Origin of the sequence: Tenuifilum sp. (assembly GCF_037481895.1) — a bacterium.
GTDB classification, from domain to species: Bacteria; Bacteroidota; Bacteroidia; order Bacteroidales; family Tenuifilaceae; genus Tenuifilum; species Tenuifilum osseticum.
The window spans coordinates 1-26185 of the sequence record NZ_JBBFKU010000042.1 but is presented as its reverse complement, the minus strand read 5'-3'; the positions used below and the strand labels follow the sequence as shown (position 1 = coordinate 26185).

21 protein-coding genes are annotated in these 26185 nt (G+C 43.5%); 11 read left to right on the top strand and 10 right to left on the bottom strand.

All coding sequences use genetic code 11. The features are described 5' to 3' along the window. The first annotated feature begins 186 nt into the window (after positions 1-186). Together WHS63_RS11600 and WHS63_RS11595 are read left to right on the top strand one after the other, a co-directional pair. Positions 187-516 carry a DUF134 domain-containing protein gene (locus WHS63_RS11600; RefSeq protein WP_445205246.1) on the top strand — a complete coding sequence of 110 codons (330 nt, stop codon included), beginning with the start codon at positions 187-189 and terminating at the stop codon, positions 514-516. A 40-nt stretch (positions 517-556) separates the two neighbouring features. Further along, the gene (locus tag WHS63_RS11595; protein WP_445205245.1) at positions 557-946 is read left to right on the top strand and encodes a NifB/NifX family molybdenum-iron cluster-binding protein; all 390 of its coding nucleotides are present in this window, start codon (positions 557-559) and stop codon (positions 944-946) included. 96 nt (positions 947-1042) lie between these two features. Here the strand turns inward: WHS63_RS11595 and WHS63_RS11590 are convergent, their stop codons facing one another. The 4 genes from WHS63_RS11590 to WHS63_RS11575 are packed head-to-tail and all read right to left on the bottom strand — an operon-like array spanning position 1043 to position 7482. Then, positions 1043-3280 (bottom strand): RelA/SpoT family protein, encoded by a 2238-nt coding sequence (locus tag WHS63_RS11590; protein WP_369490755.1) that lies wholly within the window; start codon positions 3278-3280, stop codon positions 1043-1045. Positions 3281-3295: 15 nt separating this feature from the next. Further along, positions 3296-4909 (bottom strand): T9SS type B sorting domain-containing protein, encoded by a 1614-nt coding sequence (locus tag WHS63_RS11585; protein ID WP_445205244.1) that lies wholly within the window; start codon positions 4907-4909, stop codon positions 3296-3298. Positions 4910-4914: 5 nt separating this feature from the next. After that, positions 4915-6228 (bottom strand): M16 family metallopeptidase, encoded by a 1314-nt coding sequence (locus tag WHS63_RS11580; RefSeq protein ID WP_445205243.1) that lies wholly within the window; start codon positions 6226-6228, stop codon positions 4915-4917. A 3-nt stretch (positions 6229-6231) separates the two neighbouring features. Beyond that, on the bottom strand, positions 6232-7482 hold the full coding sequence (locus tag WHS63_RS11575) for a M16 family metallopeptidase (protein WP_445205247.1): 1251 nt from the start codon (positions 7480-7482) through the stop codon (positions 6232-6234). Positions 7483-7601: 119 nt separating this feature from the next. Here WHS63_RS11575 and WHS63_RS11570 point away from each other — a divergent pair, with 119 nt between their 5' ends. From WHS63_RS11570 to WHS63_RS11555, 4 genes are all read left to right on the top strand, one after another. Continuing rightward, a complete protein-coding gene (locus tag WHS63_RS11570) occupies positions 7602-9383 on the top strand; it encodes a chloride channel protein (protein ID WP_445205242.1) in 1782 nt (593 codons plus the stop codon). A 130-nt stretch (positions 9384-9513) separates the two neighbouring features. Beyond that, positions 9514-10137 (top strand): DUF5063 domain-containing protein, encoded by a 624-nt coding sequence (locus WHS63_RS11565; RefSeq protein ID WP_445205241.1) that lies wholly within the window; start codon positions 9514-9516, stop codon positions 10135-10137. After that, positions 10137-10727: a 3'-5' exonuclease gene (locus tag WHS63_RS11560; protein WP_445205240.1), complete on the top strand. Its 591-nt coding sequence runs from the start codon at positions 10137-10139 to the stop codon at positions 10725-10727. Before WHS63_RS11565 ends, WHS63_RS11560 begins: the two co-directional genes overlap by 1 nt. Beyond that, positions 10727-11914 (top strand): class I SAM-dependent rRNA methyltransferase, encoded by a 1188-nt coding sequence (locus tag WHS63_RS11555; RefSeq protein ID WP_445205239.1) that lies wholly within the window; start codon positions 10727-10729, stop codon positions 11912-11914. The genes WHS63_RS11560 and WHS63_RS11555 overlap by 1 nt, the downstream gene beginning before the upstream one ends. A gap of 4 nt (positions 11915-11918) precedes the next feature. Here the strand turns inward: WHS63_RS11555 and yaaA are convergent, their stop codons facing one another. Continuing rightward, a complete protein-coding gene (gene yaaA / locus WHS63_RS11550; protein WP_445205238.1) occupies positions 11919-12692 on the bottom strand; it encodes a peroxide stress protein YaaA in 774 nt (257 codons plus the stop codon). An 89-nt stretch (positions 12693-12781) separates the two neighbouring features. Here yaaA and WHS63_RS11545 point away from each other — a divergent pair, with 89 nt between their 5' ends. Continuing rightward, complete coding sequence (locus WHS63_RS11545) at positions 12782-15151, top strand: ABC transporter substrate-binding protein (RefSeq protein WP_445205237.1); 2370 nt, start codon at positions 12782-12784, stop codon at positions 15149-15151. Here the strand turns inward: WHS63_RS11545 and tsaD are convergent. After that, positions 15148-16167: a tRNA (adenosine(37)-N6)-threonylcarbamoyltransferase complex transferase subunit TsaD gene (gene tsaD / locus WHS63_RS11540; RefSeq protein ID WP_445205236.1), complete on the bottom strand. Its 1020-nt coding sequence runs from the start codon at positions 16165-16167 to the stop codon at positions 15148-15150. The genes WHS63_RS11545 and tsaD overlap by 4 nt on opposite strands. 346 nt (positions 16168-16513) lie before the next feature. On the opposite strand from tsaD, the gene WHS63_RS11535 reads away from it, so the two are divergent. From WHS63_RS11535 to WHS63_RS11520, 4 genes are all read left to right on the top strand, one after another. Beyond that, a complete protein-coding gene (locus tag WHS63_RS11535) occupies positions 16514-20830 on the top strand; it encodes a translocation/assembly module TamB domain-containing protein (protein ID WP_445205235.1) in 4317 nt (1438 codons plus the stop codon). A 76-nt stretch (positions 20831-20906) separates the two neighbouring features. Further along, positions 20907-21602, top strand: a complete 696-nt coding sequence (locus WHS63_RS11530) for a MotA/TolQ/ExbB proton channel family protein (RefSeq protein ID WP_445199192.1) — start codon at positions 20907-20909, stop codon at positions 21600-21602. Positions 21603-21614: 12 nt separating this feature from the next. Further along, on the top strand, positions 21615-22016 hold the full coding sequence (locus tag WHS63_RS11525) for an ExbD/TolR family protein (protein WP_369490739.1): 402 nt from the start codon (positions 21615-21617) through the stop codon (positions 22014-22016). 11 nt (positions 22017-22027) lie between these two features. Continuing rightward, positions 22028-22849 carry a cell envelope integrity protein TolA gene (locus tag WHS63_RS11520; protein ID WP_445205234.1) on the top strand — a complete coding sequence of 274 codons (822 nt, stop codon included), beginning with the start codon at positions 22028-22030 and terminating at the stop codon, positions 22847-22849. 8 nt (positions 22850-22857) lie between these two features. Here the strand turns inward: WHS63_RS11520 and WHS63_RS11515 are convergent, their stop codons facing one another. The 4 genes from WHS63_RS11515 to WHS63_RS11500 form a co-directional block, all read right to left on the bottom strand. After that, positions 22858-23607, bottom strand: coding sequence for a sulfite exporter TauE/SafE family protein (locus WHS63_RS11515; RefSeq protein WP_445205233.1), 750 nt, complete (start codon positions 23605-23607; stop codon positions 22858-22860). A gap of 1 nt (position 23608) precedes the next feature. Then, positions 23609-24088, bottom strand: coding sequence for a hypothetical protein (locus WHS63_RS11510; protein WP_445205232.1), 480 nt, complete (start codon positions 24086-24088; stop codon positions 23609-23611). Positions 24089-24170: 82 nt separating this feature from the next. After that, entirely contained in the window at positions 24171-25451 is a 1281-nt protein-coding gene (glyA, locus tag WHS63_RS11505; protein ID WP_445200885.1) for a serine hydroxymethyltransferase, read from the bottom strand. Positions 25452-25520: 69 nt separating this feature from the next. Continuing rightward, complete coding sequence (locus WHS63_RS11500; protein WP_445205231.1) at positions 25521-25916, bottom strand: response regulator; 396 nt, start codon at positions 25914-25916, stop codon at positions 25521-25523. Between the last annotated feature and the right edge of the window lie 269 nt (positions 25917-26185).

Here is a 26185-nt window from a genome sequence, read left to right as displayed (position 1 = left end):
GGTGAAGCTATTGTCATGTTGAGATAAGCGAAACGTCGCATGGGGTCTATTAGAGATCCTTCACTCCGCTCGGGATAACAATGGTAGTAGTTGTTTGTTAATTATAGGCCTTGCCTAAAATTTTAACATTAATTATAGCTATCATTATGGGCATATGCTTACATTTGTGAAAAATATTATGAGCATATGCCAAGAAACAAGTGTCCACGGAGAATCTGCCATTCCCCCGATATTCATTTATTCAAGCCTGCCGGTAAACCCTTACACTTGATGGAAATCGTAGTTTTAGAAGCTGACGAACTTGAGGCAATAAGGCTTGCTGACGGTATAGGTTTGTATCACGAAGAAGCAGCAAAACAAATGGGGGTTTCAAGGCAAACCTTTGGGCGGATACTTGAGCAGGCAAGGAGCAAGGTGGCAAAAGCGCTTACAAACGGTATGGCTCTTAGAATCAATAAAAGCCAACCTGAAATATTCTGCGATCAGGAGAATAACCAGAATTCAGAACACATTTGATATATAGAGAATAAGTGGTTTACTAACAAAAAAAATGATTATGAAAATTGCAGTACCAACCAGACATGGCCATGTTGATGAACATTTTGGTCATTGTGAGTTTTACACGGTTTACACCATTGAGAACGGCAAAGTAACAGCAAAGGAAACACTTGGATCGCCCCAGGGTTGTGGCTGTAAATCGAACATTGCATTTGATTTACAACAAATGGGTGTTGAAATAATGCTTGCAGGAGGAATAGGTTCAGGAGCTATAAATGTGCTTGCAGCCCACGGCATTCAGGTTGTTAGGGGTTGCTCAGGAAATACCGATGAGGTAGTTGACCTCTACATCAACGGAGAGTTAACGGACTCAGGAGAAAGCTGTAGCCATCATGAACATCATCATGGCTCACACCATGGCGAACATGGTCACTCGTGTAACCATTAACACGTTTTGAATAAACTCATTGCGGTTGATAAATAGAAATACCTGAGGAATAAACATTAACCCGGGTTGCACATTGCAATGGTGTGTAATCCGGGTTTAATCATCAAACTTATCCATTCGCCGAACGTTCTCCATTCCCTTAACCTTCATAATATTTAGTATCAGGTTGTTAAGGTGAGTAACATCATGCACGTATAGGTCAATAAAGCCCTCAAAAATGCCATCGTGGCTTTCGATATGGAATTTGCGAATGTTCACCATTAGCTCATCGGAAATCACTTTGGTAAGCTCACTGATAATCCCGATTCGGTCCATTCCGTTAACCTCAACACGGGCGAGGAACGATAGGGCTTTCTGGGTGGTCCACTTTGCAGCAACAATCTTATCGCCATGTTGAGCCATGAGCCTAACAGCCTCGGCACAGGTTGCCTTGTGAACAATTACAATATCATCGGGCGAGAGGTACCCAATAACCTCGTCGCCTGGAATTGGGTTGCAGCAATTTGCTACAAGATATGACGGGTTGTCGGAGTCAGTGTCGGCGCCCAGCACTATGGGCTTTTTTAAGTCGTACTTTGTTTGAATTTCGCTTTCGGGCTCTACCTTTTTAGCGCCAAAGCCAAGCTGCAACTTCCAGTACTTAATCCACTTGCTTTGGGTATTTTTTTTCAGGATCTTTTTCAGGTTATCGAGGTTGATAAGCCCTGAGCCAATTTTGGCATAAAGTTCATCCTTTGATGAAACCTCATAAGCTGGTAGAATTTTCTTGAATACACGCGATGAGGGCTGAATACCCATCTCTAAAAGTTTTTCCTCAAGCAATTGCTGCCCCTTCTCTATCCTATTCTTTACTTCACCTTTAAGGGCGTTTTTAATGGCTGCTTTAGCTTTGGCCGTAGTAGCAAAATTGAGCAGTTCCCATGTTGGTTTTTGTGAGGCTGCAGTTATTATTTCTACCTGGTCGCCCGTGTTGAGCTGATAGCTTAATGGAACCAGCTTATGGTTAACCTTGGCACCTATAGCTCTATTCCCAACCTCAGTATGAATTTCATAGGCAAAATCGAGGGCGGTTGCTCCCTTTGGCAGGCTTCGGGTTTCGCCTTTTGGAGTAAATACAATAATCTCGGAGGTAAACAGGTTTAGCTTAAACTCGTCGAGGAACTCAAGTGCATTTTCTTGTGGATTTTCCAGCATCTCCCTAACGCGTCGAATCCACTTATCGAGTTCATTTTCCTGGCTGGTAGCATCCATTTCCTTGTACCGCCAATGCGCAGCAAAACCCCGTTCTGCAATTTCGTCCATTCGGCGTGAGCGAATTTGGACCTCAACCCACTTCCCGTCAGGTCCCATCACGGTACAGTGCAGGGCTTCGTACCCGTTAGCCTTTGGGGTGCTAACCCAATCGCGCAACCTGTCGGGCTTTGGCTTGTAAATATCAGTAATCAGCGAGTAAATGTGCCAGCACTGGGTTTTTTCAGGTATGTGGGGGTAGGGATTAAAAACTATGCGGACTGCAAGTAAATCGTATATCTCCTCGAACGAAACGTTCTTGGTTTGCATTTTTTTCCAAACTGAGTAAACTGATTTTGGTCTTCCACTGATCTCAAAATCGATGTTATTCTCTTCAAGTTTCTGAATAATTGGTAACGAGAAGTGATTGATAAGTTGCACCCTTCGCTTCTCGTTGTCGGCAATTTTACTTCTTATCTCTTCGTATACTTGAGGGTAACGGTATTTTAAGCTTAGGTCCTCAAGCTCTGTTTTAATGGCGTAGAGTCCTAAACGGTGAGCCAGTGGTGCATATAGGTAGATGGTCTCGCTGGCAATTTTCATTTGTTTGGTAGCCGGCAGCGACTCAAGAGTTCGCATGTTATGTAACCTATCGGCCAGTTTAATAAGTATTACACGAATATCGTCGGCAAGGGTTAAAAGAATTTTCCTAAAGTTTTCGGCCTGAATGGTTGAGTTTGCATCAAAAACATCGGTAATCTTGGTTAATCCATCGATGATGGAGGCAATCTTCTTTCCAAAAATCCTTTCGATATCCTCAATGGTATAGTCGGTATCCTCTACCACATCGTGCATAAGGGCACAGGCAACAGCTTTTGCGCCCAGTCCAATCTCGCTGGTCACAATTTTTGCTACTGCAATGGGATGAAGGATATAGGGTTCGCCCGATTTTCTGCGAACGCCTTTATGTGCCTCGTTGGCAAGGTTAAAGGCTTTTACCACCAGTTCCTTGTCCTCGGGTGAAGTACAACGAGTGCAGCTATTAAGCAAATCCTCAAAATGCGATTGTATAAGAAGTTTTTCCTCGTCGGTTTGCAAACTCATACTATTTCCAATTAGCTATTTTTTGGGGTAAACCACCGAGATGCTTCCGGTTTTAATAATATCACCAGCATCGGTTGTGCTAACTACTAAACGGTAAACATAGGTTCCCTCTTTAACGTACTCACCACGGCTATTGCGTCCGTCCCAACCCTGGTTACCATGGTAAACTACACCACCCCACCGGTCGTATATGGTTAAGGTAAAACTGGCTTCAAAATCGATAACCGGTTTGAAAAGGTTACGCTCATGGCCATTTTCGCTTCTGGGATCATTTGGGGCAATGGCAGTAGGCATTGTTACCCCGGGTAATATTTCTGTCCATATTTCACGTGATCGGCTTAGTGTAACGGTATCGTTAGTGGGGGAGAGCTCTAATGCCTCAATGTAGTAGTTGAACCTTATTCTGTAAAGTGGGCTTTGGCCTTTAAATCCGGTTAGATCGTCGGAATATTCTGTAACCGACAGTCCACTGGCAATCCGTTCCAGATTACCCGGACCTGAAATATCATCGTTAATGGTAAAAGATCGTCTATAGATTGAATACTCAATCCTATTACCAGCCCTATCGGGTTTACGCTGGGTATCGAGGATTAGAGGATTCCACTGAATACTTACCACATTGCCCTTGGGGCTTAGGCGAGGTATGATGGTGTTGCAGAGATTTGAAACCAGAACGGCATCGTTGCAACCGTTATAGGCATCAACTTTATAGTAAAACGTGCGGGTGCGGGCAGCCCAGGTATCGTTGGTATCGATACTCATACTTTTAGTGGGTACATCGAACCCTTCAATGATTTTTGCACTGAAAATGCTTTGAGCGGTATCGGGTTGTTCCCAGCGCCAAAGCTTGTAATCGCTAACGCGGCTATTGGGATCGATGGTGTAGTAAATTCTATTACCATTGTTGGTTGCTATAACGCTATCGACACTGACATAGGTTGGCCTACGGGCCATTTTGGTATGGATCAGGTATAGGTTGGAGTAACTCTCATAGCCTGTATCCATTCGGGTTGCTTTGATGTAAAAGAAATAATCCTGGTTTTCCTGAACATCCCTAACACTATGCCTATTGCTATATCCATCGTAATCGCCAATTTGAGTATAGGCACTCCAGTTGAGGTCGTTCCCCATGTAGAGCTGATAGCGTATATTGCGGTAAGGTGCGGAGGCATTCAAAGGCCAGGCTTCATAACCAACCCAAGAAACATCAATTTTGGCATTGCAGCTATCGTAGCTTGCAGTTATCCATACCTGGGAATGCTTTACAGTCATTTGGCTTGGCTCAAATGCACCCATTGATGCTACCCGGTAATAAACCCTTTGTCCATTTCCGTTTGCACCAACATGGGTGTACTGAAAAGTGTTCTGGTCAACCGTAGCAATGGGATCCCACCCATCGGCATCGGGGTCAATGGGGTTGCGGGGGACGTAAATAATGTAACCCGATGGATCGGCTATTTGGGGTTCATGGGGTGGTTTAGTCCAAAATATTGTTACATCCCCATTATCCAGGTTGTTGGTGATATAATCGAGCCTTGGCGGGTTTGGCTTATCGCTAAACTGCGCCCAAAGTGTTGGCATATAAAAGGTTAAGCCAATCATCAACATTACATGTCGTAGCTTTTTCATACGCTTTACTCTTTATACCCTCTAATTTTTTGGCTTCCGGCAATGCTAACTACCATACTTTCAACATCCAGGTATTTTTTTGCCAACTCCAAAAGCTGTAAGGGTGTAATTTCATTGATTGTTCTAATCAGATTATCGATATACCCAAAATCAAGGTTATTGAACTGGAAAAGGCTTGCAAGGCTGTCGGCAATGGCAAAAGGGCCATCGAAGGTTCTAAGTATTTGACCAGTCATGTAGCCTCTAACAAGTTCCAACTCATCGTTACTTACTGGTTCTGACTGTAATTTAAGCATTTCTTTAAATACCTCATCTACCGTATTTTCGGCAAAGGCTGAACCAACCTCAGTTGAAACAACCAGCACCGACAGCTCAGCCATTGGGATTATAAATGAGGATATGCCATAGGTATACCCCTTTTCCTCCCTGATATTGCGCATAAGGCGAGAGCCAAAGTAACCACCCAGTATGGTATTAAGAACAACCAACCCGGGCATATCGGGGTGGTTGCGCTTGGGTAAAACCCTGCCAATACGCAAAGCTGCCTGAACTGCATCTTTCTTATACGAAAATACTCTGTAATCGGTTGTAGTAAATGAGGGTAACCCTAACTCAATTTCACCGCATTGTTCAAAAATGGGGTTGGTAAAACCTTTTAGTATAAAATCGACCTGTTTAGCATCTACCTTGCCAGCAATAACAATCAAACCATTTGAGGCTTTATGGTAACGATTACGGAACTGTGATATATCGGCTTGTGTAAGCCCATCGTAATCATTGGGGATGGCAAAAGAACCATAGGGATGGTTGCTTCCGAAAAGAGCACTGAAAAACCGTTGGCGTGAGAGGGTGGACACTTTTTCCAGATCGACCAATAATGATTGTTTCCCCTTTTTGCAAAAAAGTTCCAGCTCGTGCTGCGGGTAATTAGGATTTGTTATGATATCAGCAAAAACATCCAATGAGCGGTAAAAGTGTTTACCAATAGTGTAAAAGGTAACCGATGCAAAATCGCGTGAGAATGAGGGTTCAAGAAAACTGCCGTAAAAATCTAACTCTTCGGCAATTTGCTGCGATGTTCTACTAGTTGTTCCCTCGCTTAGCAGGGAGATGGCTGCATTTGCCACTAACGATTTAGGCTGATAGCGCGTTCCAGCCCTAAAAATTACCTCAACCCTTGCTAAATCCTGACTACCTGCATTAATTACCAAAACCTTAAATCCATTATTAAGATCAATAATATCAGGCGTAGGTATCTTAATGCTTGAAACAGCTACCCTTTGAGGCTGAACAGTCCTATCAATATTTTGTGATGTCATATTTTATCCCTTACCATTTATTTTTGATTTGTAGTAGAGCGTGGAGCTGTTTTTTACATCAAGGGTGCTGGCTGCAACTCTTCTAATATCTTCATTGGTTACCGAGCTATACCTTTGCAGCTCATTATTTAAAAGATTTGCATCACCCAACATCTCGTAGTATGCCAAATTCATGGCGTTATTTAGCACGTTTTCCTGCTCAAACAGGAAGTTAGCCTCAAACTTATTCTTAACCTTTTCCAGCTCATTAGCATCAACTAAAGTGTTTTTAAGCTCTTCAACCTCACGGGTTAATGCCTCCTCTGCCTCCTCAAAGGTTGTAGAATTGTAGAGTTGTCCGGTTAGAATGAATAATCCCTCATCTACGTCGCCTGTAATGTAAGCATTTACTGAGCTGAAAAGCTGTTTTTCCTTCACCAGTCGCTGGTATAAACGCGACGATCGGCCGTTTGATAGCAAATCGGAGAGTAAGTCCACTGCAGGGTAATCGGAATGCATACGGTTACATATGTGGTAGGCCTTATAAATGGCGTTGAAAGGAACTTCGCGCTCCAGGGTAAGGAAACGGGGTTCGGTTTGCTCAGGTTCTCTTGGAATGCTTTTATTTGCAAGTTTACGTGGTTCAATGGAACCAAACCATTTTTGGGTAAGCTCCAGAATTTCATTGGGGTCAACAGGGCCTGCCACACAAAGTATTGCGTTGTTTGGGGCATAATGGCTAAAGAAGAAATTTTTCACATCGGCTAATGTGGCGCGGCTTATATGCTCGGGCGACTGCCCTATGGTTGGCCAACGGTATGGGTGAACCTTGTAGGCCAAAGGCCGAAGATACAACCAAATATCACCGTAAGGTTGGTTTAGGTATCGCTGGTTGAACTCTTCCAGCACCACACTTTTTTGTATATCGAGGCTTTTCTGCGAAAAGGCAAGGCTAAGCATTCTGTCGCTTTCAAGCCAAAAGGCTGTTTCGATATTTTCGGCAGGAACGGTAATGTAGTAGTTTGTTAAATCGTTGGATGTAAATGCATTATTCTCGCCCCCTACCCTCTCAAGCGGTTCATCGAATACAGGTATGTTGGCCGAACCACCAAACATTAAATGCTCAAACAGGTGGGCAAAGCCTGTTCGTTCCGGGTCTTCGTTTTTTGAACCCACACTGTAAAGCAGATTAAAGGCTGCAATGGGAGTGCTATAGTCAGTGTGAACTATTAGCACTAAACCATTATCAAGCTTATATTTCACAAAATCGATCATACTAAAAAAAATATCTTCAATATTAGCTATTTTTGTTGATGTTTTAGGCATACTGAATAGAGTTTTAAAAGCAATGTCGATATTTTGAGGCATTGCTAAACTTTTTTTAAATTAGCATCATGCTTAGTGAGGGCTTTAAAATATCGTTATCAAGGTTCTGGGCAATTTTTCGCAGCTTAGGCGAACGAAGAATCACACTGATTTTAAGTTTTGTTATTGGACTTTTAAGCGGTGTTGCCGGTGTTGTACTAAAAAATACGCTTCACTGGGTTAGAGATTTTGTAGGCGGATTAGTGCCCATGAACACTGCCAGCTTGCTTTACTTTGGTTTACCTACAATAGGGATTTTACTAACCCTACTATTTGTTCGATACCTCATTAAAGACGATTTAAGCCACGGAGTAACCAAGGTTTTATATTCAATCTCGCGACAAGGCAGCAAGCTAAAGCCCCACAACATGTTCAGCTCTATTGTGGGTAGCGCCCTTACCATTGGCTTTGGTGGCTCAGTGGGAGCTGAGGCTCCTATAGTGCTTACAGGGTCGGCAATTGGCTCAAACGTAGGGAGCTTTTTCAGGATGAACTACAAAACCCGCACACTGCTCATTGGATGCGGTGCAGCAGGCGCCATAGCATCAATTTTTAAAGCACCCATAGCAGGTATTGTTTTCACCCTGGAGGTGCTAATGCTCGACCTTACCACCGCATCCATTGTGCCGTTGCTAATTTCGGCCGTTACGGCATCGTCGGTTAGCTATTTCCTGATGGGGCGTAATGTGGTGTTTGCCTATGATGTTATTCGGCCATTTGCACTACACAATATTCCCTGGTTTGTGCTGCTTGGTATTTTTTGCGGGTTGGTATCGCTTTATTTTATCAGAACAATCTGGCGGATTGAGAAACGCTTTAAGCAAACCCGGAGCCCATACAAAAAATGGATAGCAGGGACTTTAATTCTTGGCGCGTTAATCTTTGTTTTTCCACCGCTTTTTGGCGAAGGTTATGATGTTCTACAGGCTCTGCTCGATGGCCGATCGGAGTATATCTTTCACAACAGCCCCCTATATGAATTTCAGAATAACTACTGGCTGCTAATCGGCTCGCTCTTTCTGATCATTGCCCTAAAAGCGGTTGCAACTGCTGTAACCAATGGAGCCGGAGGGGTTGGAGGGATTTTTGCACCATCGCTTTTTATTGGTGGTATTTCAGGTTTTTTAGTAGCAAAGCTTATTAACCAGTTCAACTTTATTGATGTATCGGAAAGCAACTTTGCCTTGGTAGGAATGGCAGGAACCATGGCCGGTGTAATGCATGCCCCCTTCATGGCTATCTTCCTAATTGCAGAGATTACTGGGGGCTACGCTCTATTTGTACCCCTAATGATAACCTCAACCATTGCATACCTCACCATTATGTACTTTGAACCCCACTCCATTTACACTAAGCGTTTAGCCATGCGTGGCGAGCTTATAACCCACCACAAGGATAAAGCAGTGCTCACCCTGCTTAACGTTAGCAAGGTCATTGAAACCGATTTTTTACCCATTGAACCCACTGAGACACTTGGTTCGCTTGTTAAAAAGGTAAGCCAGTCGCGCCGGAACGTTTTTCCTGTGGTAACTACCGATGGCAAGTTTGTAGGCATAGTAATGCTCGACGACATAAGGCCAATCATGTTCGATGCCTCACGCTACGATACCACAACCGTTCAGGAAATTATGAACCTGCCACCCGAGATTATCACAATTAACGAGTCCATGGAATCGGTCATGAACAAGTTTGAGTACTCCAAGGCGTGGAACTTACCTGTGGTTGATGGCGATAAGTATGTGGGGTTTGTATCAAAATCAAAAATATTCTCGGTTTACCGCAACCTGCTCATTGAGTTTTCGGAGGAGTAGTAGGGTCAGCTGTTAGTGTAAAGCGTTTGGTTTTTGGTGTTAACCCAAATAAATAGCAAGGGGACTTTAAGGAATGTAACTACCAACTTCAAACTATTTCCATTAACTTTGCACCATTAATTTTTATGGCATGGAAATAAAGGATGTGGTGTATAGCCGCAATGTGGTTGAGTTTGTAACGGTGGCAAAGGAGTTCTGCGCTTTTCTTGAAGGTTGCGAAAAGCACACCGCAAAATCGTTTGTTGGGGCCTGCAACAAGGTGCTTCCCCTACTCTACTACAAGGCAACCCTTTTGCCCGAAACCGAACCGGTTTACGACGAAAACAACGAACAATTTGTTACCGAGAGCGATTACTCCTCGGTAGAGAACAAGGTGGAGTATTTGCTCGGGCAACATAACCAGTATGTAGAGGTAAACGACCCCCGAGTGGACGAACTAACCGGCCTATATACCGCAAGTATAGCCGAGTACATGGCCGATATCTACCAGGATCTAAAAAACTTTGTTTTGCGGTATCAGGTAGGGAATACCTATGTGATGAACGATGCCCTTTGGGAGTGTATCAATAACTTTAAGGACTTCTGGGGTATCAGGTTGGCAAATCTTATAAGAGCCTTCCATATACTGGCGCATCAAAATATCGACCTTGATAATATAAAGCATCCCGACCAAGGCGAGGGTTCCGAACGCGATACCTCCGACTGGTTTGTTACACGCCGCCAGCAGGATATGGATCATAATGAGCTAATGTAATGTTTGCATCCAGTATCGATAAGGAAACCCTAAACACTTTACCTCGAATCCATTTTACGGGGCAAATTGTTGTTGCCGAAGAGGAGAGCGATTTGTTACAATGGTTACCCATTTTATGCCAGGAGAAAATAATTGGCTTCGATACTGAGTCGAAACCATCGTTTAAGAAGGGTAAGATAAATGGAATCTCATTACTGCAGCTGGCAAACAGCAATTTGGCTATTCTTGTAAGGCTAAAGAAAACAGGCATCCCGGATACCCTTAAAGAATTTTTGGAGAACCCCGAAATAGTTAAGGTTGGCGCAGCCATACACGACGATCTGAAGGGACTGCAAAAACTAAATCGCTTTACTCCGAACGGATTTATTGACCTTCAACGTATAGCGCCAACCTATGGTATTGAGGAGCTGAGTGTAAAAAAACTCTCGGCGGTGGTTCTGGGAGCTACTGTTTCCAAGGGGCAACAGCTAAGCAACTGGGAAGCCGATGTGCTTACCGAAGCACAAAAAGTATATGCATCGACCGATGCTTGGGTATGCAGGGAAATCTATCTTAAACTCATATCACACACCCCGAAACAAGAGCATTAATGGAACGACCCAGAATAACTCTCAAACCCGGTAAAGAGCAATCGCTTCTAAGGTTTCACCCATGGATATTTTCAGGCGCAATTAAATCGGTAACCGAGATGCCCGATGAAGGGCAGGTGGTTGACGTATTAGGCTCTGATGGTAAGTTTCTGGCTACAGGACACTTTGCCTCAGGATCAATTGCTGTCAGGGTTTTATCGTTTCAACCCGTTGAAATTGATAGAACACTCTGGTTAAGCCGAATAAGCAATGCCCTTAACCTTCGCAGGGCCATAGGCCTATATCCAAATACCGATACAAATATTTTCCGCTTGGTTCATGGTGAGGGCGACCTTTTACCTGGACTAATAGTTGACATTTATGGCGATACTGCCGTAATGCAGTGCCATTCGGTTGGAATGTACCTGGCGCGCACCGAAATTGCCAATGCAATAATGCAAGTCCTCTCCAATACCGTAACCGCCGTTTACGATAAAAGTTCAGGAACATTACCATACCGTGAAAAATACACCCCATCCGATGGGTACATCGTCGGATCCGAAAATGTCAAGGTGCCATATTTGGAGTATGGAAATAAATACCACATATCGTGGACTGATGGCCAAAAAACAGGTTTTTTCATCGACCAGCGCGAGAATAGGCTACTGCTGCAATTGTACGCCAAAGGCAAATCGGTACTTAACACATTTGGATACACCGGAGGATTTTCGGTATCGGCTCTAAAGGGTGGAGCCACTGAGGTTATTACGGTTGATAGCTCGGCGCAAGCAATTACTCTGGCCAACCAGAATATTGAGCTAAACTTTGGCGGTAATACTCCGCACACCGGCGTAGCCATGGATACCTTTGAGTACCTAAGAACCTGTAACCGAAACTTTGATATCATTGTGCTTGACCCACCTGCCTTTGCCAAACATAACGATGCCCTACGAAATGCCTTACAAGCCTACAAAAGGCTTAACCTTGCTGCTATCCGTAGGTTGAACCCTGGCGGATTACTTTTCACATTCTCCTGCTCGCAGGTGGTTAGTAAAACCGATTTCCGGAATGCGGTTTTTTCGGCAGCAGCCATTTCAGGTCGTCAGGTAAGCATTATTCATCAGCTTACTCAACCTGCTGATCATCCAATAAACATTTACCATCCGGAGGGTGAGTACCTGAAAGGACTCGTGTTAAGTGTGATGTAAATTATCACCTTACAAACACCCACTTAGTAGCATTAGAAAGGGGATCGCTAAAGCTATACCCCTCGTAATCGAAGAGTTTTAAATCTTCTGCATTCACTATTTTGTTCTTTACCGCAAAGCGTGCCATAAGTCCGCGAGCCCTCTTTGAAAGTATTGGAATTACCTTTAGCCCCTCAGGGCGATTCTCCTTGAATTCAATGGTAATAAACCGATCACCAAAATGCTTATCGTTAATAGCCCTGGAATACTCCTTTGAAGCAAGGTTAACCAAATACCCATCACTTACATTCTGGTCAAGTAACCCCGTAATGCTATCACCCCAAAAATCGTAAAGCGATTTATGTTGCCCAACCTGAATCTTGCTTCCCATTTCTAAACGGTATGGTTGCATGAGATCAAACGCCCTCAATACTCCGTATAATCCCGAGAGCATAAAAATGATTCGATTGGAAAATGCAAGTTCATCATCAGTAAAATCGGTAGCCTGTAATCCTTCATACACATCGCCGGCAAAGGTAAGGATTGCAGGTGTGCAGTTTTCGGGAGTAAAAGGCAAATGCCAATTGGCGTACCTTGTGAAATTGAGGTCAGCAATATCTTGACTAACATCTAATACATCTTTTAGCTCAACCGGGCTATAAGTCTTTAGCTGTTTCACAAGTTCCTGAGCCCTATCAAGAAAAACAGGCTCAGAGTAAATTTTACCTGCCACTTTAAAGTTGCTTCTCAAGGTTTTTGCAGGCGAAAGCACTATGCAGTAGTTCGTGTAATTTCCCATATCTCATAATTTTTTGTTTTCTGTTTCAATTTCAGAAATTTGTTGTATCTTTAAATTAGAAACAAAGTAGAGTATACTGGGTTCAAAGGATGAGTAATAATAGCTTACCAGTTTTTAAAAGTAGTAAAAATGTTTGCCACAAGTGGTGGACTGCTATATTTATTGTCATTTCCTTAATAGCGCTTGCTTTACCTTTACAAAGTTTTTCCAGACCCGGTACAAAGGTTATACTCCAGCTCAAGTGGAAGCACCAGTTCCAGTTTGCTGGGTACTACGCTGCCATTGAAAAAGGATTTTACGCTCAGGAAGATCTTGATGTTGAGCTCAAGGAGTTACCCCAAAACACAAATGTGATTACCGAGGTTCTTGAAGGTAGAGCTCAGTTTGGGATAGCCAATGCCGACATAATAATACATTACGTTAATGGAGCCCCCGTTGTTGTGCTTGCACCCATATTCCAGTCAAGCCCAGCTGCACTTGTGTCACGAGCCGAGCGTAATATTACCAGACCACAGGATATTGCTGGCAAAACCATTGAAATAAATGCAAAAAAATCGGGTTCGGTTGAAGTGCTTACCATGCTTAGCCTTGAGGGTGTTAAACCCTCGCAGTACCAAGTAACGGAATCGTCGCTTTCACTTAACAAGCTGCTGAATAACCAAACCGATGCCAGTGAGGTTTACCTGACAAATGAACCCTATTTCCTCGAAAAATTTGGGATTCCCTATAACCTGATTCTACCCCATAAGTATGGCGTTGACTTTTACGCCGAATGCTTATTTACCACCAAGGAGATGATTAGTAAAAATCCTGAACTGGTTGATGCTTTCCTTAGAGCATCCATTAAAGGATGGGAGTACGCCCTTGAAAATTCGGAGGAAATAGCGCAGGTAATTCAATCAAAGTATAAAACCACAAAAACTCTTGATCACCTCATATTCGAATCGCAAAAGGTGAAAGAGTTTATTCAACCTAACTTTATAAATGTTGGGCATTCAAATAAAGGCCGTTGGCTACAAATGATGGAAACCCTTTTACAGGCCGGATTAATTAACAAAACAAAACCTATTGACGATTTACTTTACAATCCACAGCAAAAAAAACATTCACCTTTTACCGATAAGTGGTTTATTTTGGTTATTGGCACATTGTTGCTTCTCACATTTGTATTACATTTTTGGCATATTAATAGGGTCAATAAGCGCAAGCAACAATTGATAAACACCCACAAGCAACAGGTTGAGAGCTTAAAGCAAGAGTTACAGATGTTAAACACCCATCTGGAAGAGACTGTTCAACGAAACAAAGACCTTGAATCGTTCAAGGAATCGCTACTCTCTAACCTCTCGTTTGAGATTCGAACCCCACTTAATAACATCATTGGTTACAGTGAACTTTTAAACGACCCAAAAATTAAACCCACGCAAGCGCTTCAATTTTCAAAGGAGATAAATAAAAGCTGCCGTCTACTCCAGAATCAAATTGATAATCTTATTGACCTCTCAAAGTTGGAATCGAACCAGTTCCGGTTGGTTTACCAACGCATTAACCTGATGGAACTTATGAACACCCTGCAGGTTATGCTGCTGAATGAGCTCAAACTCTTTGACAAAGAGCATATCGCCATAAAGGCATTCCTTGACCCCAATGAGATTGACTTTGATATCCTATCGGACCGAAACCTTTACAAGAGTATATTCCAAAGGCTAATTAACAATGCAGTAAAGTTTACGTCGAAAGGTTACATTGAGATTGGCGTAAGAAAGTCGGAAAAAAATGGTCACCTCCTTTTCTGGATACAGGATAGCGGAACAGGAATAGAGATTGAAAAATCTAAAACATTATTTAACCGCTTAAATATTGAAGAGTCGCGCGATGGGTTTGGTGTCCTACAAATGGGACTCCCTGTTGTTAAGGGTATTGTGGATCTGCTGAACGGAAAAATTTGGGTTGAAACAGCTGAGGGTACCGGAACTACTGTGAATATTGAAGTTCCCTACACACCAATTGGCAGCCACAAAGCAAAAACATCTCATAAAAAATCACCCTTCTACATACATCAAGACCCACCAAAGCTGAAAAATAAAAAGATTCTGATTGTTGAAGATATTCAATCGAACTACATTCTGCTAAGCAGACTCCTGGAAGAAACTGGTTGTAAACTTGAGCATGCCAAAACTGGAGACGAGGCACTCAAAAAGGTTGAAAACACCCCCGACTTTGACCTAATTTTCATGGATTTAAGGCTAGCTGACATGGATGGTATTGAGATTACGCGCCAAATCCGAAAGAAGAACACCAGGGTGGTTATTGTGGCACAAACCGCCTACAGTTCAGGAGTAAAAGTAAACATGAGCATTGAGGCAGGCTGTAACGATTTTATTACCAAGCCAATAAGCCGCATCGACCTTTACAATGTTCTTCGTAAGTACCTTGTAACCGACGATCACACAGCCTAACCCAGGGGTAACCGAGCTAAAGGAGGCTCATCGAGCGGCGATGTCTTTCCAGCAAGGTAGCTGTAGTAACCCACAATGGCAATCATTGCCGCATTATCGGTAGTAAACTGCTTCTTGGGCAGGTAAACCTTCCATCCCCTCTTTTGGCCAAGTAGCTGTAAAGCGTTCCGTAAACCTGAATTTGCTGCCACGCCTCCAGCAATGGCAATCTCCTTTATCCTGTACTTACGTACAGCCTGCTCAACCTTACTTAGCAGTATCTCAATAATGGTTTGCTGAAGCGAGGCGCAAATGTCGTTTAGGTGTTCGTTAACAAAGTTTGGTTCAGTGTTTAGCTTATCGCGCAGGGTATAAAGGAATGATGTTTTTAATCCGCTAAAGCTAAAATCGAGGTCGGGTATATTTGGCTTGGCAAACTTAATGAATCCAGGGTTACCCTCGGCAGCAAGCTTATCAATTACAGGCCCCCCAGGGTAAGGCAACCCAAGCACCTTGGCACACTTGTCGAATGCCTCGCCCGCTGCATCATCAATTGTTTGGCCAACTATTTCCATATCCATTGGGCTCCGAACCAACATGATTTGGGTGTGGCCCCCTGAGACCAAAAGGCATAAAAAGGGGAACGATGGGTGAATAGCATTGGGCTCATCCTTAATGAAGTGCGAAAGCACATGACCCTGTAAGTGATTAACCGATATTATTGGAACTCGCAGCGTGAGCGCTGCTCCCTTTGCAAACGATGCCCCTACAAGCAACGAGCCCAGCAACCCCGGACCTCGCGTGTAGGCTATTGCATCTATTTCCGCAATGGTAACCCCAGCGTTACGCAGGGCAGCATCTACTACAGGAATGATGTTAGCCTGATGAGCGCGCGAGGCTAACTCAGGCACAACTCCACCATACTGTTTATGAACATCCTGGCTGCTAATTACATTCGATAAAAGTAGCTGATCGCGGATAACTGCTGCTGAGGTATCGTCGCACGATGATTCTATCCCAAGTATTGTTACGCTCATCAATAAAAATTGAAATAATACAAAAAAAGTTTAAAAACCTATCCTCACCTATTTCAAAAGCCCAAGCATTTGTATATTTTAGGAACAAATTTTGATGCTCACATTCCAGAAATAACATAGCAAAGGTATTAAAAAACTACTTAAAATACTGATTTGGGGGTTTGTTACACTACTCGCAATCCCTACGCTTGCTTGGCTGCTGCTGCAAAGTAGCCAGGTACAAACCTATATTATTAATAAAACTACCCATTATCTACACCAAAAAACAGGAATTACAGTAAACATTAGAAAAGTTGATGTTAGGCCATTTACAGGCATTTTACTAAAAGATGTTTACGTTGCCGATTTGAACAACGACACCCTAATCTACGCCAAAAGAGTAATAGCATCCATTTCACAGATTGATACCGACGCCGGACTTTTCCGGTTAGGAAAAGCAAGGGTTGACAATGCTAAGTTCTACCTTATTACTGATAGTTCAGGGGTAACAAACCTAAATGCACTCCTGCTTAAAATTAACTCCGACACCACTCAATCGCCCGATTCGGGCAGGTTTAACCTGCAAATTGGAAATATTGTTCTTAAGAACTCCCGTTTTAAGCTTAGCCAGCAAGGAGCCGACAGCCTTACGCCCGGAACAATAAACTTTCAGAATCTTGTTCTTTCAGGAATCAATTTGGAAGCAAGCGAGTTTAACCTGGACGGCGATACCATTGGAATACTAATAAATGGTTTAACGGCTCAGGACCATTCCGGATTTAAAATAGATAACCTGCGAAGTAAGATTACTATTTGCAGTAAGTTTATGCATTTCAATAACCTGCGCCTGAGGGCAAATGGCTCGAGCCTATCCATGAACCACCTTTTATTCGACTTCGACGGGTGGGATAGCTTCAGCAATTTTACTTCACGGGTTAGAATAAATGCCGACTTTGAAGGCACCTACCTGCATACCAGTACCTTGGCCTACATTGTTACCGAACTTAAAAATTATAGCGTTGGGTTAAGGGTAACCGGGCAAGTTAAAGGCTATGTGGACGATTTAAGGGCACGGAACCTTGAACTGGGCTTTGGCAATATTTCGGAGATAGCCCTTAACGCCAACCTGACCGGCTTGCCTAAAATTGATAATACCCTTTTCTCAGTGGACCTGAAAAAACTTCAGACTTCTAGAAAAGATCTGTTGCAATTCAAGGTAAATGGTAGTGGAAAACCCCTAATCGATTTGCCCGAAGAGCTTGATCGCCTTGGGCTAATAAACTACGTTGGAAGATTCTCCGGCTACCTCAGCGATTTTGTTACCTACGGTACCCTAACATCGGCTCTAGGAGCAATTGATTTTGATGTTTGGATGAAACCCGGCAAAACCATTAAAAATGAATTTAAGGGCAAGGCATCGGCTAACAATTTCAAGCTTGGCCAGCTCCTAAACGAAAATTTAATCGGAAGCCTGTCGTTCCTATCCAGCATATCCGGTACAGTCAATAAACAAGGAGAACTTAGAGCTTTTACCGATGCCCATATTCGGAAACTCGAGGCTAATGGTTATGATTATAAGGATATCGATATCTCCGGTAATCTAGGAAACAACTCATATACCGGAACCATCAACCTTAACGACCCCAACTGTAAACTTAACTTTTTGGGTAGGGTTGACTTTTCCGACACCATTCCCGTGTTCGATTTCTCACTCTTTGCCCCTCGCATCGATTTGGTTGAGCTCAACCTTAACAGGGTTGACTCCGTTTCAGTGGCATCGTTCCTTTTAACCGCAAAGTTTTCTGGCAATACCCTCGACAATAGTAAGGGCGAAATAAAACTGGTTAACTCTACCTACCGTAACCAACGCGGGGAGTTTAAGATTGCCGACCTTACAATTACTGCCGATAATACCAATGAAAGCAAGGTTATTACTCTTAAATCCGATATTGCTGAAGGGGAAATACGCAGTAGGCAAAGTTTTTCTAGGTTTCCCTACTACATGAACAAGGTTCTGTCGCGTCATTTACCTGCCCTTAGGCAGGATGAATCCAATGGAAAATCCAAAACCCCACAACTAAACGCTGAGGAGTATAACGATTACCTCATCAAGTTTAGGTTAAAAAAGACACAAAAGGTTACAAGCATTTTGGCCCCAGACCTAAGCATTGCCGAAAACTCATCGCTTTTTGGCATTTTAGATCCCAACAAGGAAACCCTAACCTTTAAGCTAAAGGTACTTGAGCTAGTAACAGGCAGCACCGTTTTTAAAAATCTAAGTGTTGATGGCGAAACCCGCGATAGCATTCTGGAAGCCAATGTGCTAATGCCCGAAATAAAGGTTGGTAACAGCTACATCCGAAACCTTAAAGTAAACGCTACCACCCAAAATAATACCGTAAGGTGTAATATTAACTGGAACAACTACTCGACACCTTCTACCCTGGGCGATATTAACCTGATTGCCGACTTTAAAGCGTTCTCGCAACCTAACAGCACAATATATATTAATTTTCTACCCTCATCGCTTATTATAAACGACTCTACATGGAACTTGTCGCCATCACTGGTTCGTATCGATTCATCTACCATACAGTTTTCCAATTTTGCCCTTTCCAATAAGCACCAACTAATTAGCATAACCGGTAAAGCATCTCAGCTTAATTCGGACACTATTGCAGTAACGCTCAAGAACATCGACCTGTCGTACCTGAACTTTTACCTGCACGATTCCGGTTATAAGCTGAGCGGTTGGATAAATGGCGATGCCTTGGCAACTGGCATCCTGCTAAACCCTATACTTCAAGCCAAGATTGGGATTGATAAGTTTGTAGTAAATAATCAAAATATTGGAGATGTTAAATTCCAGAGCACCTGGCACGGTAGCGAGAATAGAATTAACCTTTTACTAAGCAACCAAAGGACCGATACCCTAACACTCCTTGCCAAAGGCGATTACTTTACCGATAACGGCAACTTCAACTTTGATGTAAACATTAACCAGGCAAAGCTAGCCCTTATTGCTCCCCTACTGGAGGGGAATGTTTCCAACCTACAGGGCCGTATGAATGGCTCACTTAAAATTAAAGGCGATGCCAATAAACCCATAGTGGATGGTAGTATTGGCTTTGACAATGCCGGACTAACCATTGATTTCCTACAAACCCACTATACTCTATCCGACAAGGTAACCATAAACAACAGCAATATTGTATTAAACAATTTCAGGTTAACCGATAGGTTTAATCGAACATCGGCTATAAACGGAACCATTCAAACCAACTACTTTAAGAATTTCAACCTTGGGCTTAGGTTGAGCATGCAAAATTTCCTTTGCATGAACACCCGTGAAACCGATAACGAAACGTTTTATGGAACTGTTTTTGCCTCCGGATTTGTGGATTTTTTGGGTTCGCCCGACAACTTAAACCTCAATATAAACCTTAAAACCGAGAACAGAACGGCAATTTATTTACCCCTTACCTCCACAAGCACTGTGGAAGAATCAAACTTTATCAGCTTTGTGAACAACAACCCCGATTTGATTGAGATTGAAGAGGCAGTGCAGAATGTTCAAACCTCATCATCCAACATCAACATTACCATGGATTTACAGGTAACCCCCGAAGCTGAGGCGCAAATTATAATAGACAAGAAACTAGGCGATATTATTAAAGCAAATGGCAGTGGTAGCCTGCGAATGGAAATTAACCCGTCAAAAGACGTTTTCCGTATGTTCGGCCGCTACACCATTGAGCAGGGTGATTACCTTTTCACCCTCTCTGGGGTTATCAATAAGCGTTTCCGCATTGAGCAGGGCAGCTACATCGATTGGAATGGCGACCCGCTAGATGCTAACATGGATATCAAGGCCGTGTACCGGGTAAAAACCTCACTTAAGCAGCTCTTGCTCGACGATAGCTATACAGCCCGTGTTCCGGTTGATTGTAAAATCATGCTATCGCAAAAGCTCCTTACACCATCAATCAAGTTTGGTATCGACTTCCCTAACCTCGACCAGCAAACCAAGGCTTTGGTCGACGGAATGCTCAATACCGAGGAAAAAATAAATACCCAGTTCCTAGGGCTGCTGGTAATAAACAGCTTCATTTCCGACCCCGGAATGACCGCGGCTGGGACCCAAACCTCCAATGCCAGCCTTGGTACAACCGGCTTATACAATACTGCCAGTGAGCTACTCTCCAATCAGCTAAGCAATTGGCTCTCCCAATGGAGCAAAAATTTCGATATAGGTATAAACTACCGCCCGGGTCTGGAGAACGAGCTCAGCTCTGACCAGGTTGAAATGGCGCTATCAACCCAAATACTGGACGATAGGGTTTCCATTAGTAGCAATGTGGGTGTGGGTGGCAATAAAAACTCTAGCAATGCACTTGTTGGCGACTTTACCGTTGATATTAAACTCAACAAAAGTGGAAAACTCCGTGGTAAGGCCTTTGCACGTAACAATAATGATGTTCTGCTAACAAGTCAGCAAAACAACTACACCACTGGTGCTGGTATTGTTTACCGTGAGGATTTTAACACCATCAGGGAGCTTTTCAACTCAATCTTCAGCAAGGATAAACGGTATCCAAACGATACTAAACATAACGATAGCAGCCCTAACCAAAATTCTTCCAATACAAAATTGCCCGATACCAGCTTTGTTAAGATAAATTAGCACTGTGCGCACCTATTTGAACAATGATAGGTGGAATAATACGTTTTTTTACTAATTTTCGGAAAAATTTAAAATAATGAATACGATGCTATCCATGTTTGTTCTTCTTCAAACTCCGGCCGGTGTTAATCCCGGAACGCAAGGTGAAATATCTTTAAGTTTTCTGGATCTTGCCCTTAAAGGCGGATGGATAATGATTCCGATATTTTTACTATCGGTAGCAGCCGTTTACATCTTTTTTGAGCGCTACTTTGCCATTCGGAAAGCCTCAGTTACCGATGTCAATTTCATGAACCGTATCAGGGAGTATATACATGAGGATAAAATAGATGCTGCTATTGCCCTTTGCCGGTCGCAAAACACACCGGTTGCCCGCATGATTGAGAAGGGAATACAGCGCATTGGTCGCCCGCTGCCCGATGTAAACGCAGCCATTGAGAATGTTGGTAACCTGGAAATTTCAAAGCTCGAGGAGAGCTTGCCATTCCTGGCAACCATTGCTGGCGGTGCCCCCATGTTAGGATTCCTGGGAACTGTTTTAGGTATGATCCGTGCTTTCTACGATATGTCCATGGCCGGAAACAACATCGATGTGGGCTTACTCTCAAACGGTATCTACACCGCCATGGTGACAACCGTAGCTGGTTTAATTGTTGGTATTTTCGCATACTTTGGATACAACTACCTGGTTGCCCGTATCGAAAAGGTTGTTTTCAACCTTGAGGCCAACACCAACGAGTTTATGGATTTACTCTACGAACCTGTTTCGTAAAAATTTACCCCTATGGCACTCAAACGAAGAGTAAAGGTTGAACCGAGCTTTAGCATGTCGTCCATGACCGATATAGTATTCCTTTTGCTTATCTTTTTCATGGTATCGTCAACCCTTATTCACCCCAATGCGCTAAAACTTTTGCTACCCCAAAGTAACAGCCAGGTATCGGCAAAGCCCATAACCTCGGTTTCCATTACTGCCGATAGGAATTTTTATCTGGAAACGGTTCCCGTTACCCTCGGGCAACTGGAATACCTATTGCAGCAAAAGATGAAAGGACAGGACGATCCTACCATTGCACTACACGTTGATAGAAGCGTACCCATGGAGGAGGTGGTTAAGGTTATGAATATTGCCAAGGATAACAAGTACAAGCTAATTCTGGCAACCCAACCATTACAGAAAAGGTAGTAAGAATAAAAATGACAAAAACCGAATATAGAGTAAGAGGAATAGTGGGAACAATCCTGTTCCATGCACTTCTTGTATTCCTATTGATAGTATTCGGTTTTAGCACCCCGTTGCCATTGCCGGCCGAGAGGGGCATCCTAATAAACTTTGGTAATTCCGACGATGGTAGTGGAATTGAAGAACCTCGTGTTCAAGAAGCATCGTCAATGCCACAACAGGTACAGGCAAGCAAACCCGCTGAGGAATCGCCATTAACCCAAACCCACGAGGAGGCGCCATCGCTTCCTACCCCAAAGAAGGAATCGACCAAAAAGGAGCAAACCAAAAGTAAAACCGAAACCACTACTCCCCAACCCACCCAGAACACCCAAGCCACCCAAACAAATACTGAAGAAACCCCAAAGGTAAACCAAAAGGCTCTTTTCCCTGGTCAGAAAACTACCGGTAGCACTACCGGTGAGGGTGAAACCGGTAAGCCCGGCAACCAGGGTGGACTTGAAGGATCACCTGAATCGACCAACCGTACCGGAACTACAGGCGGTGGTGGCGATGCTGAAAGGGGCATTATTGCGAACCTTCAGGGCAGAACCGCCCAAAGCCTTCCAAAGCCAGAGTACCCATCGCAAAAGGAAGGACGTGTTGTGGTTGAGGTTACTGTGGATAACCGAGGAAACGTTACAAAGGCTGTTGCAGGGGTTAGGGGTTCAACTACGCTCGATAATCAGCTTCTGCGTGCCGCTGAAAAGGCAGCCCTTAATGCCAAGTTCAATGTTGATCCCAATGCTCCTGCTTCGCAAATTGGGACAATAACTTACATTTTTAAACTTCAGTAATTCAAGGGCTAGAATAGAAGCAATTTTAAGGCAAAAGCGAACACGCACACCAGCAAAAACCAACGAATAAACACGGCGCCCTTCTTAACAGCCACGTGGGTTGCAACCCAGGCCCCTAACATATTTCCTACCCCCATGGTAATGCCAATCAGGTAATCTACCTGATTATTGTATATAAACACTCCCAAAGCCAACACGGTAAATACAAAAGTAATCAACACCTTTATGGCGTTTGCCTTAACCAAATCCACGCCTGCTCCAAGAACTAACCCAGCCAGTAAAAAGTAACCTACACCGGCCTGAATAAAACCACCATAGAAGCCAATAGCCATAAATATTACAAACCGTAATGGAGTTAAACGGATGTTAGTTTTGGGGTTTGTTGGGTTGAGCCATCGTTCAGGCTTAACGAGTAATAAAACAAACATAAACACCAAAAGCGCACCAATTATACGGTTCATTAGTAGTTCATCGATATCAACCGCCACCATTGAACCAATTAAAGCGCCAATAGCTGCAGGTAAGGTAAGCCAAATACCCTCGCTCCATTCAAAAACCTTTTTTTTCTTAAACCCGCCAACAGCAGCAATGCTCTGCATAAAAATCCCAATTCGGTTAGTGCCATTGGCTACATTGGCTGGCAAGCCAAGAAAAATGAGTACGGGTAGAGTAAGCAACGACCCACTTCCTGCCAAGGTATTGATAAATCCTGCTGCTGCCCCAACAAAAATTACAAGGACATAAAGCCAAAAATCCATCTTAGCTATACTTTTTGTATTCAGCCCACTCACAGGCTATGCCCTTTGCCTGGGCAACCTCGCAAATCTTCTCTTTTATCTCCTTTAGCTTAACGTATGGGAGCCAGCCCAAGCTAATGGTTGTTCGCTTGCCCGAACGCTTGTAAAAAGCTAGGTAGGTAGGGCCAATCTTAACTTTAGTAATGGTTTCCCAGATTATCGTTTTTGGGGTTTTGCTTAGCATGCCAAACTTGTACTCAAGAGCATAGGCATCGGATTGGATATACACACGTGCATTGTAGGTAGAGTAGGCAAAGTAGATGTAAATGGCAACCTGTAATACTACCGGAATAAGAACAGCCAAACGGGTAATATCGCTTCCAATTAGGTAGAATGAAAGCGCAATTGTAACTACCAGGATTAAAGCACCACCAATCCAAAGCCTGATCAGCTTTGATTTTTTATGGCTAATTTCGTTAAGTTCAATGGTAAAGGTATCCATAGCCAGCTAATTTTTCATGCAATTTACTAAAAAACCCCAATAGCCTATGCCATTGGGGTCAAATTATTTAGGTTGATACCGATTACCAGGCAAAGAGTGGGAAATCCTTCATTAGCTTGTTTACCTCAGCCCTAACCTCGGCAATAACTTTCTCGTTATCAATATTGGATATTACCCTGTCAATCAGATCCACAATAACTGGCATGTGGTTTTCCTTTAAACCACGGGTGGTAATGGCAGGAGTACCAACACGGATACCCGAGGTTTGGAATGGGGAACGGCTATCGAAAGGAACCATGTTTTTATTTATGGTGATATCGGCTAGCACCAGCGTGTTTTCCACCTTTTTACCGGTAATATCGGGGAATTTAGTACGCAGGTCGATAAGCATAGAGTGGTTATCGGTTCCACCCGAAACCACCTTGTAGCCTTTATCAATAAAGGCTTGCGCCATAGCGGCAGCATTCTTTTTCACCTGGGTTTGATACTCCTTGAACTCAGGTTGAAGGGCTTCGCCAAAAGCAACTGCTTTTGCTGCAATAACATGCTCAAGAGGGCCACCCTGAACACCAGGGAAAACACTGGAGTTCAGTATCTGCGACATCATTTTCACCTCACCCTTAGGAGTAGTTAAACCCCAGGGATTGGGGAAATCCTTACCCATCAGTATGATACCACCGCGGGGGCCGCGGAGGGTTTTGTGGGTAGTAGATGTAACAAAGTGAGCGTATTTCACAGGATTATCGAGCAAACCGGCAGCAATTAGACCTGCTGGGTGGGCCATGTCAATCATTAGTAATGCGCCAACCTTATCGGCAATCTCACGCATACGCTTGTAGTCCCACTCACGGGAGTATGCCGAGGCACCACCAACTATAAGCTTTGGCTTATGCTCCATGGCCATGCGTTCCATCATGTCGTAGTCAACCCTACCGGTATCTTCCTTTACACCGTACGATACCGCTTTGTACCACATCCCTGAAAAGTTAACGGGCGAACCGTGAGAGAGGTGACCGCCATGCGAAAGGTCGAGTCCCAGGAAGGTGTCGCCGGGTTTCATCACGGCCATGAAAACGGCCATGTTTGCCTGCGCCCCCGAGTGAGGCTGAACATTGGCATACTCGGCATCAAATAGCTGTTTTAGCCTGTCAATGGCTAGCTGTTCCGACTGGTCAACCACCTCGCAACCACCGTAGTAGCGTGCACCGGGATAACCCTCGGCATACTTATTGGTTAACACCGACCCCATAGCCTCAAGAACCTGAGGGCTAACAAAGTTTTCCGATGCAATAAGTTCAATGCCATGCATTTGGCGCTGGCGCTCCTTTTCAATCAGTTCAAAAATCTGAGTATCGCGTTTCATTCTGTTAGTATTTAAAATTATGCCGTAAAATTAACCTTTTAAAAATAATTCGAATACGAGCGCCATGTGTTACTCAACAACTTTTAGTAAAAGTTTTAGAAGTTCATCCTTGTTGATTGGCTTGTACACACACCCCTTTAAACCGTAATCACGACACTTTTCATCGAGCCCTTCAATTGCATAGGCGGTTTCGGCAACAACCCTTAAGCCTGGCTTTTTAGCCAATAGCTGAGCTGCAAGCTCAACTCCATCGGCATCGGGTAGCTTAACATCAATAAGTATAACATCGGGCTCCGGGTTTGAGCCAATATACTTTTGCAACTCATAACCATTACGGACAAAATCCAACACTGCACCCGACTGCACTAGCAATTCCCTAAGGAATATCCGGCTAACCGTATCGTCATCAACAATCAAAATCCTCTTTCCGGTTAGGCCCATGGCATTATTAACTGGATCGGACATGGCTTTTGGTTTTTAGTCAACTTATTTTACCAAATATAATGTTAATTTACTGAATTTCAAAATAGTGACAATTTGTTACTCAAATTTGATTAATACAAATCCCTGTCGTTTAGCTCGGGATTTTATCGTGCTGTATCAATGTCGTTAAGTTAACAAAAATATACATGCCTATCATCCTAAGCGGCCTGTCCCGCCCTAGCGGGGAGCGAAGGATCTCTAATCGACCCCATGCGACGTTTCGCTTATCTCAACATGACAATACCCTCACT

What these genes read in the sequence shown, in the direction of transcription:
- WHS63_RS11600 (WP_445205246.1), top strand. Translation starts at nt 187, where the DNA reads ATGCCAAGAAACAAGTGTCCACGGAGAATCTGCCATTCCCCCGATATT.
- WHS63_RS11585 (WP_445205244.1), bottom strand. Translation starts at nt 4,909, where the DNA reads ATGAAAAAGCTACGACATGTAATGTTGATGATTGGCTTAACCTTTTAT.
- WHS63_RS11555 (WP_445205239.1), top strand. Translation starts at nt 10,727, where the DNA reads ATGGAACGACCCAGAATAACTCTCAAACCCGGTAAAGAGCAATCGCTT.
- WHS63_RS11520 (WP_445205234.1), top strand. Translation starts at nt 22,028, where the DNA reads ATGACAAAAACCGAATATAGAGTAAGAGGAATAGTGGGAACAATCCTG.
- WHS63_RS11560 (WP_445205240.1), top strand. Translation starts at nt 10,137, where the DNA reads ATGTTTGCATCCAGTATCGATAAGGAAACCCTAAACACTTTACCTCGA.
- WHS63_RS11575 (WP_445205247.1), bottom strand. Translation starts at nt 7,482, where the DNA reads ATGATCGATTTTGTGAAATATAAGCTTGATAATGGTTTAGTGCTAATA.
- WHS63_RS11515 (WP_445205233.1), bottom strand. Translation starts at nt 23,607, where the DNA reads ATGGATTTTTGGCTTTATGTCCTTGTAATTTTTGTTGGGGCAGCAGCA.
- WHS63_RS11545 (WP_445205237.1), top strand. Translation starts at nt 12,782, where the DNA reads ATGAGTAATAATAGCTTACCAGTTTTTAAAAGTAGTAAAAATGTTTGC.
- glyA (WP_445200885.1), bottom strand. Translation starts at nt 25,451, where the DNA reads ATGAAACGCGATACTCAGATTTTTGAACTGATTGAAAAGGAGCGCCAG.
- WHS63_RS11510 (WP_445205232.1), bottom strand. Translation starts at nt 24,088, where the DNA reads ATGGATACCTTTACCATTGAACTTAACGAAATTAGCCATAAAAAATCA.
- WHS63_RS11590 (WP_369490755.1), bottom strand. Translation starts at nt 3,280, where the DNA reads ATGAGTTTGCAAACCGACGAGGAAAAACTTCTTATACAATCGCATTTT.
- WHS63_RS11525 (WP_369490739.1), top strand. Translation starts at nt 21,615, where the DNA reads ATGGCACTCAAACGAAGAGTAAAGGTTGAACCGAGCTTTAGCATGTCG.
- yaaA (WP_445205238.1), bottom strand. Translation starts at nt 12,692, where the DNA reads ATGGGAAATTACACGAACTACTGCATAGTGCTTTCGCCTGCAAAAACC.
- WHS63_RS11530 (WP_445199192.1), top strand. Translation starts at nt 20,907, where the DNA reads ATGAATACGATGCTATCCATGTTTGTTCTTCTTCAAACTCCGGCCGGT.
- WHS63_RS11500 (WP_445205231.1), bottom strand. Translation starts at nt 25,916, where the DNA reads ATGTCCGATCCAGTTAATAATGCCATGGGCCTAACCGGAAAGAGGATT.
- WHS63_RS11580 (WP_445205243.1), bottom strand. Translation starts at nt 6,228, where the DNA reads ATGACATCACAAAATATTGATAGGACTGTTCAGCCTCAAAGGGTAGCT.
- tsaD (WP_445205236.1), bottom strand. Translation starts at nt 16,167, where the DNA reads ATGAGCGTAACAATACTTGGGATAGAATCATCGTGCGACGATACCTCA.
- WHS63_RS11565 (WP_445205241.1), top strand. Translation starts at nt 9,514, where the DNA reads ATGGAAATAAAGGATGTGGTGTATAGCCGCAATGTGGTTGAGTTTGTA.
- WHS63_RS11595 (WP_445205245.1), top strand. Translation starts at nt 557, where the DNA reads ATGAAAATTGCAGTACCAACCAGACATGGCCATGTTGATGAACATTTT.
- WHS63_RS11570 (WP_445205242.1), top strand. Translation starts at nt 7,602, where the DNA reads ATGCTTAGTGAGGGCTTTAAAATATCGTTATCAAGGTTCTGGGCAATT.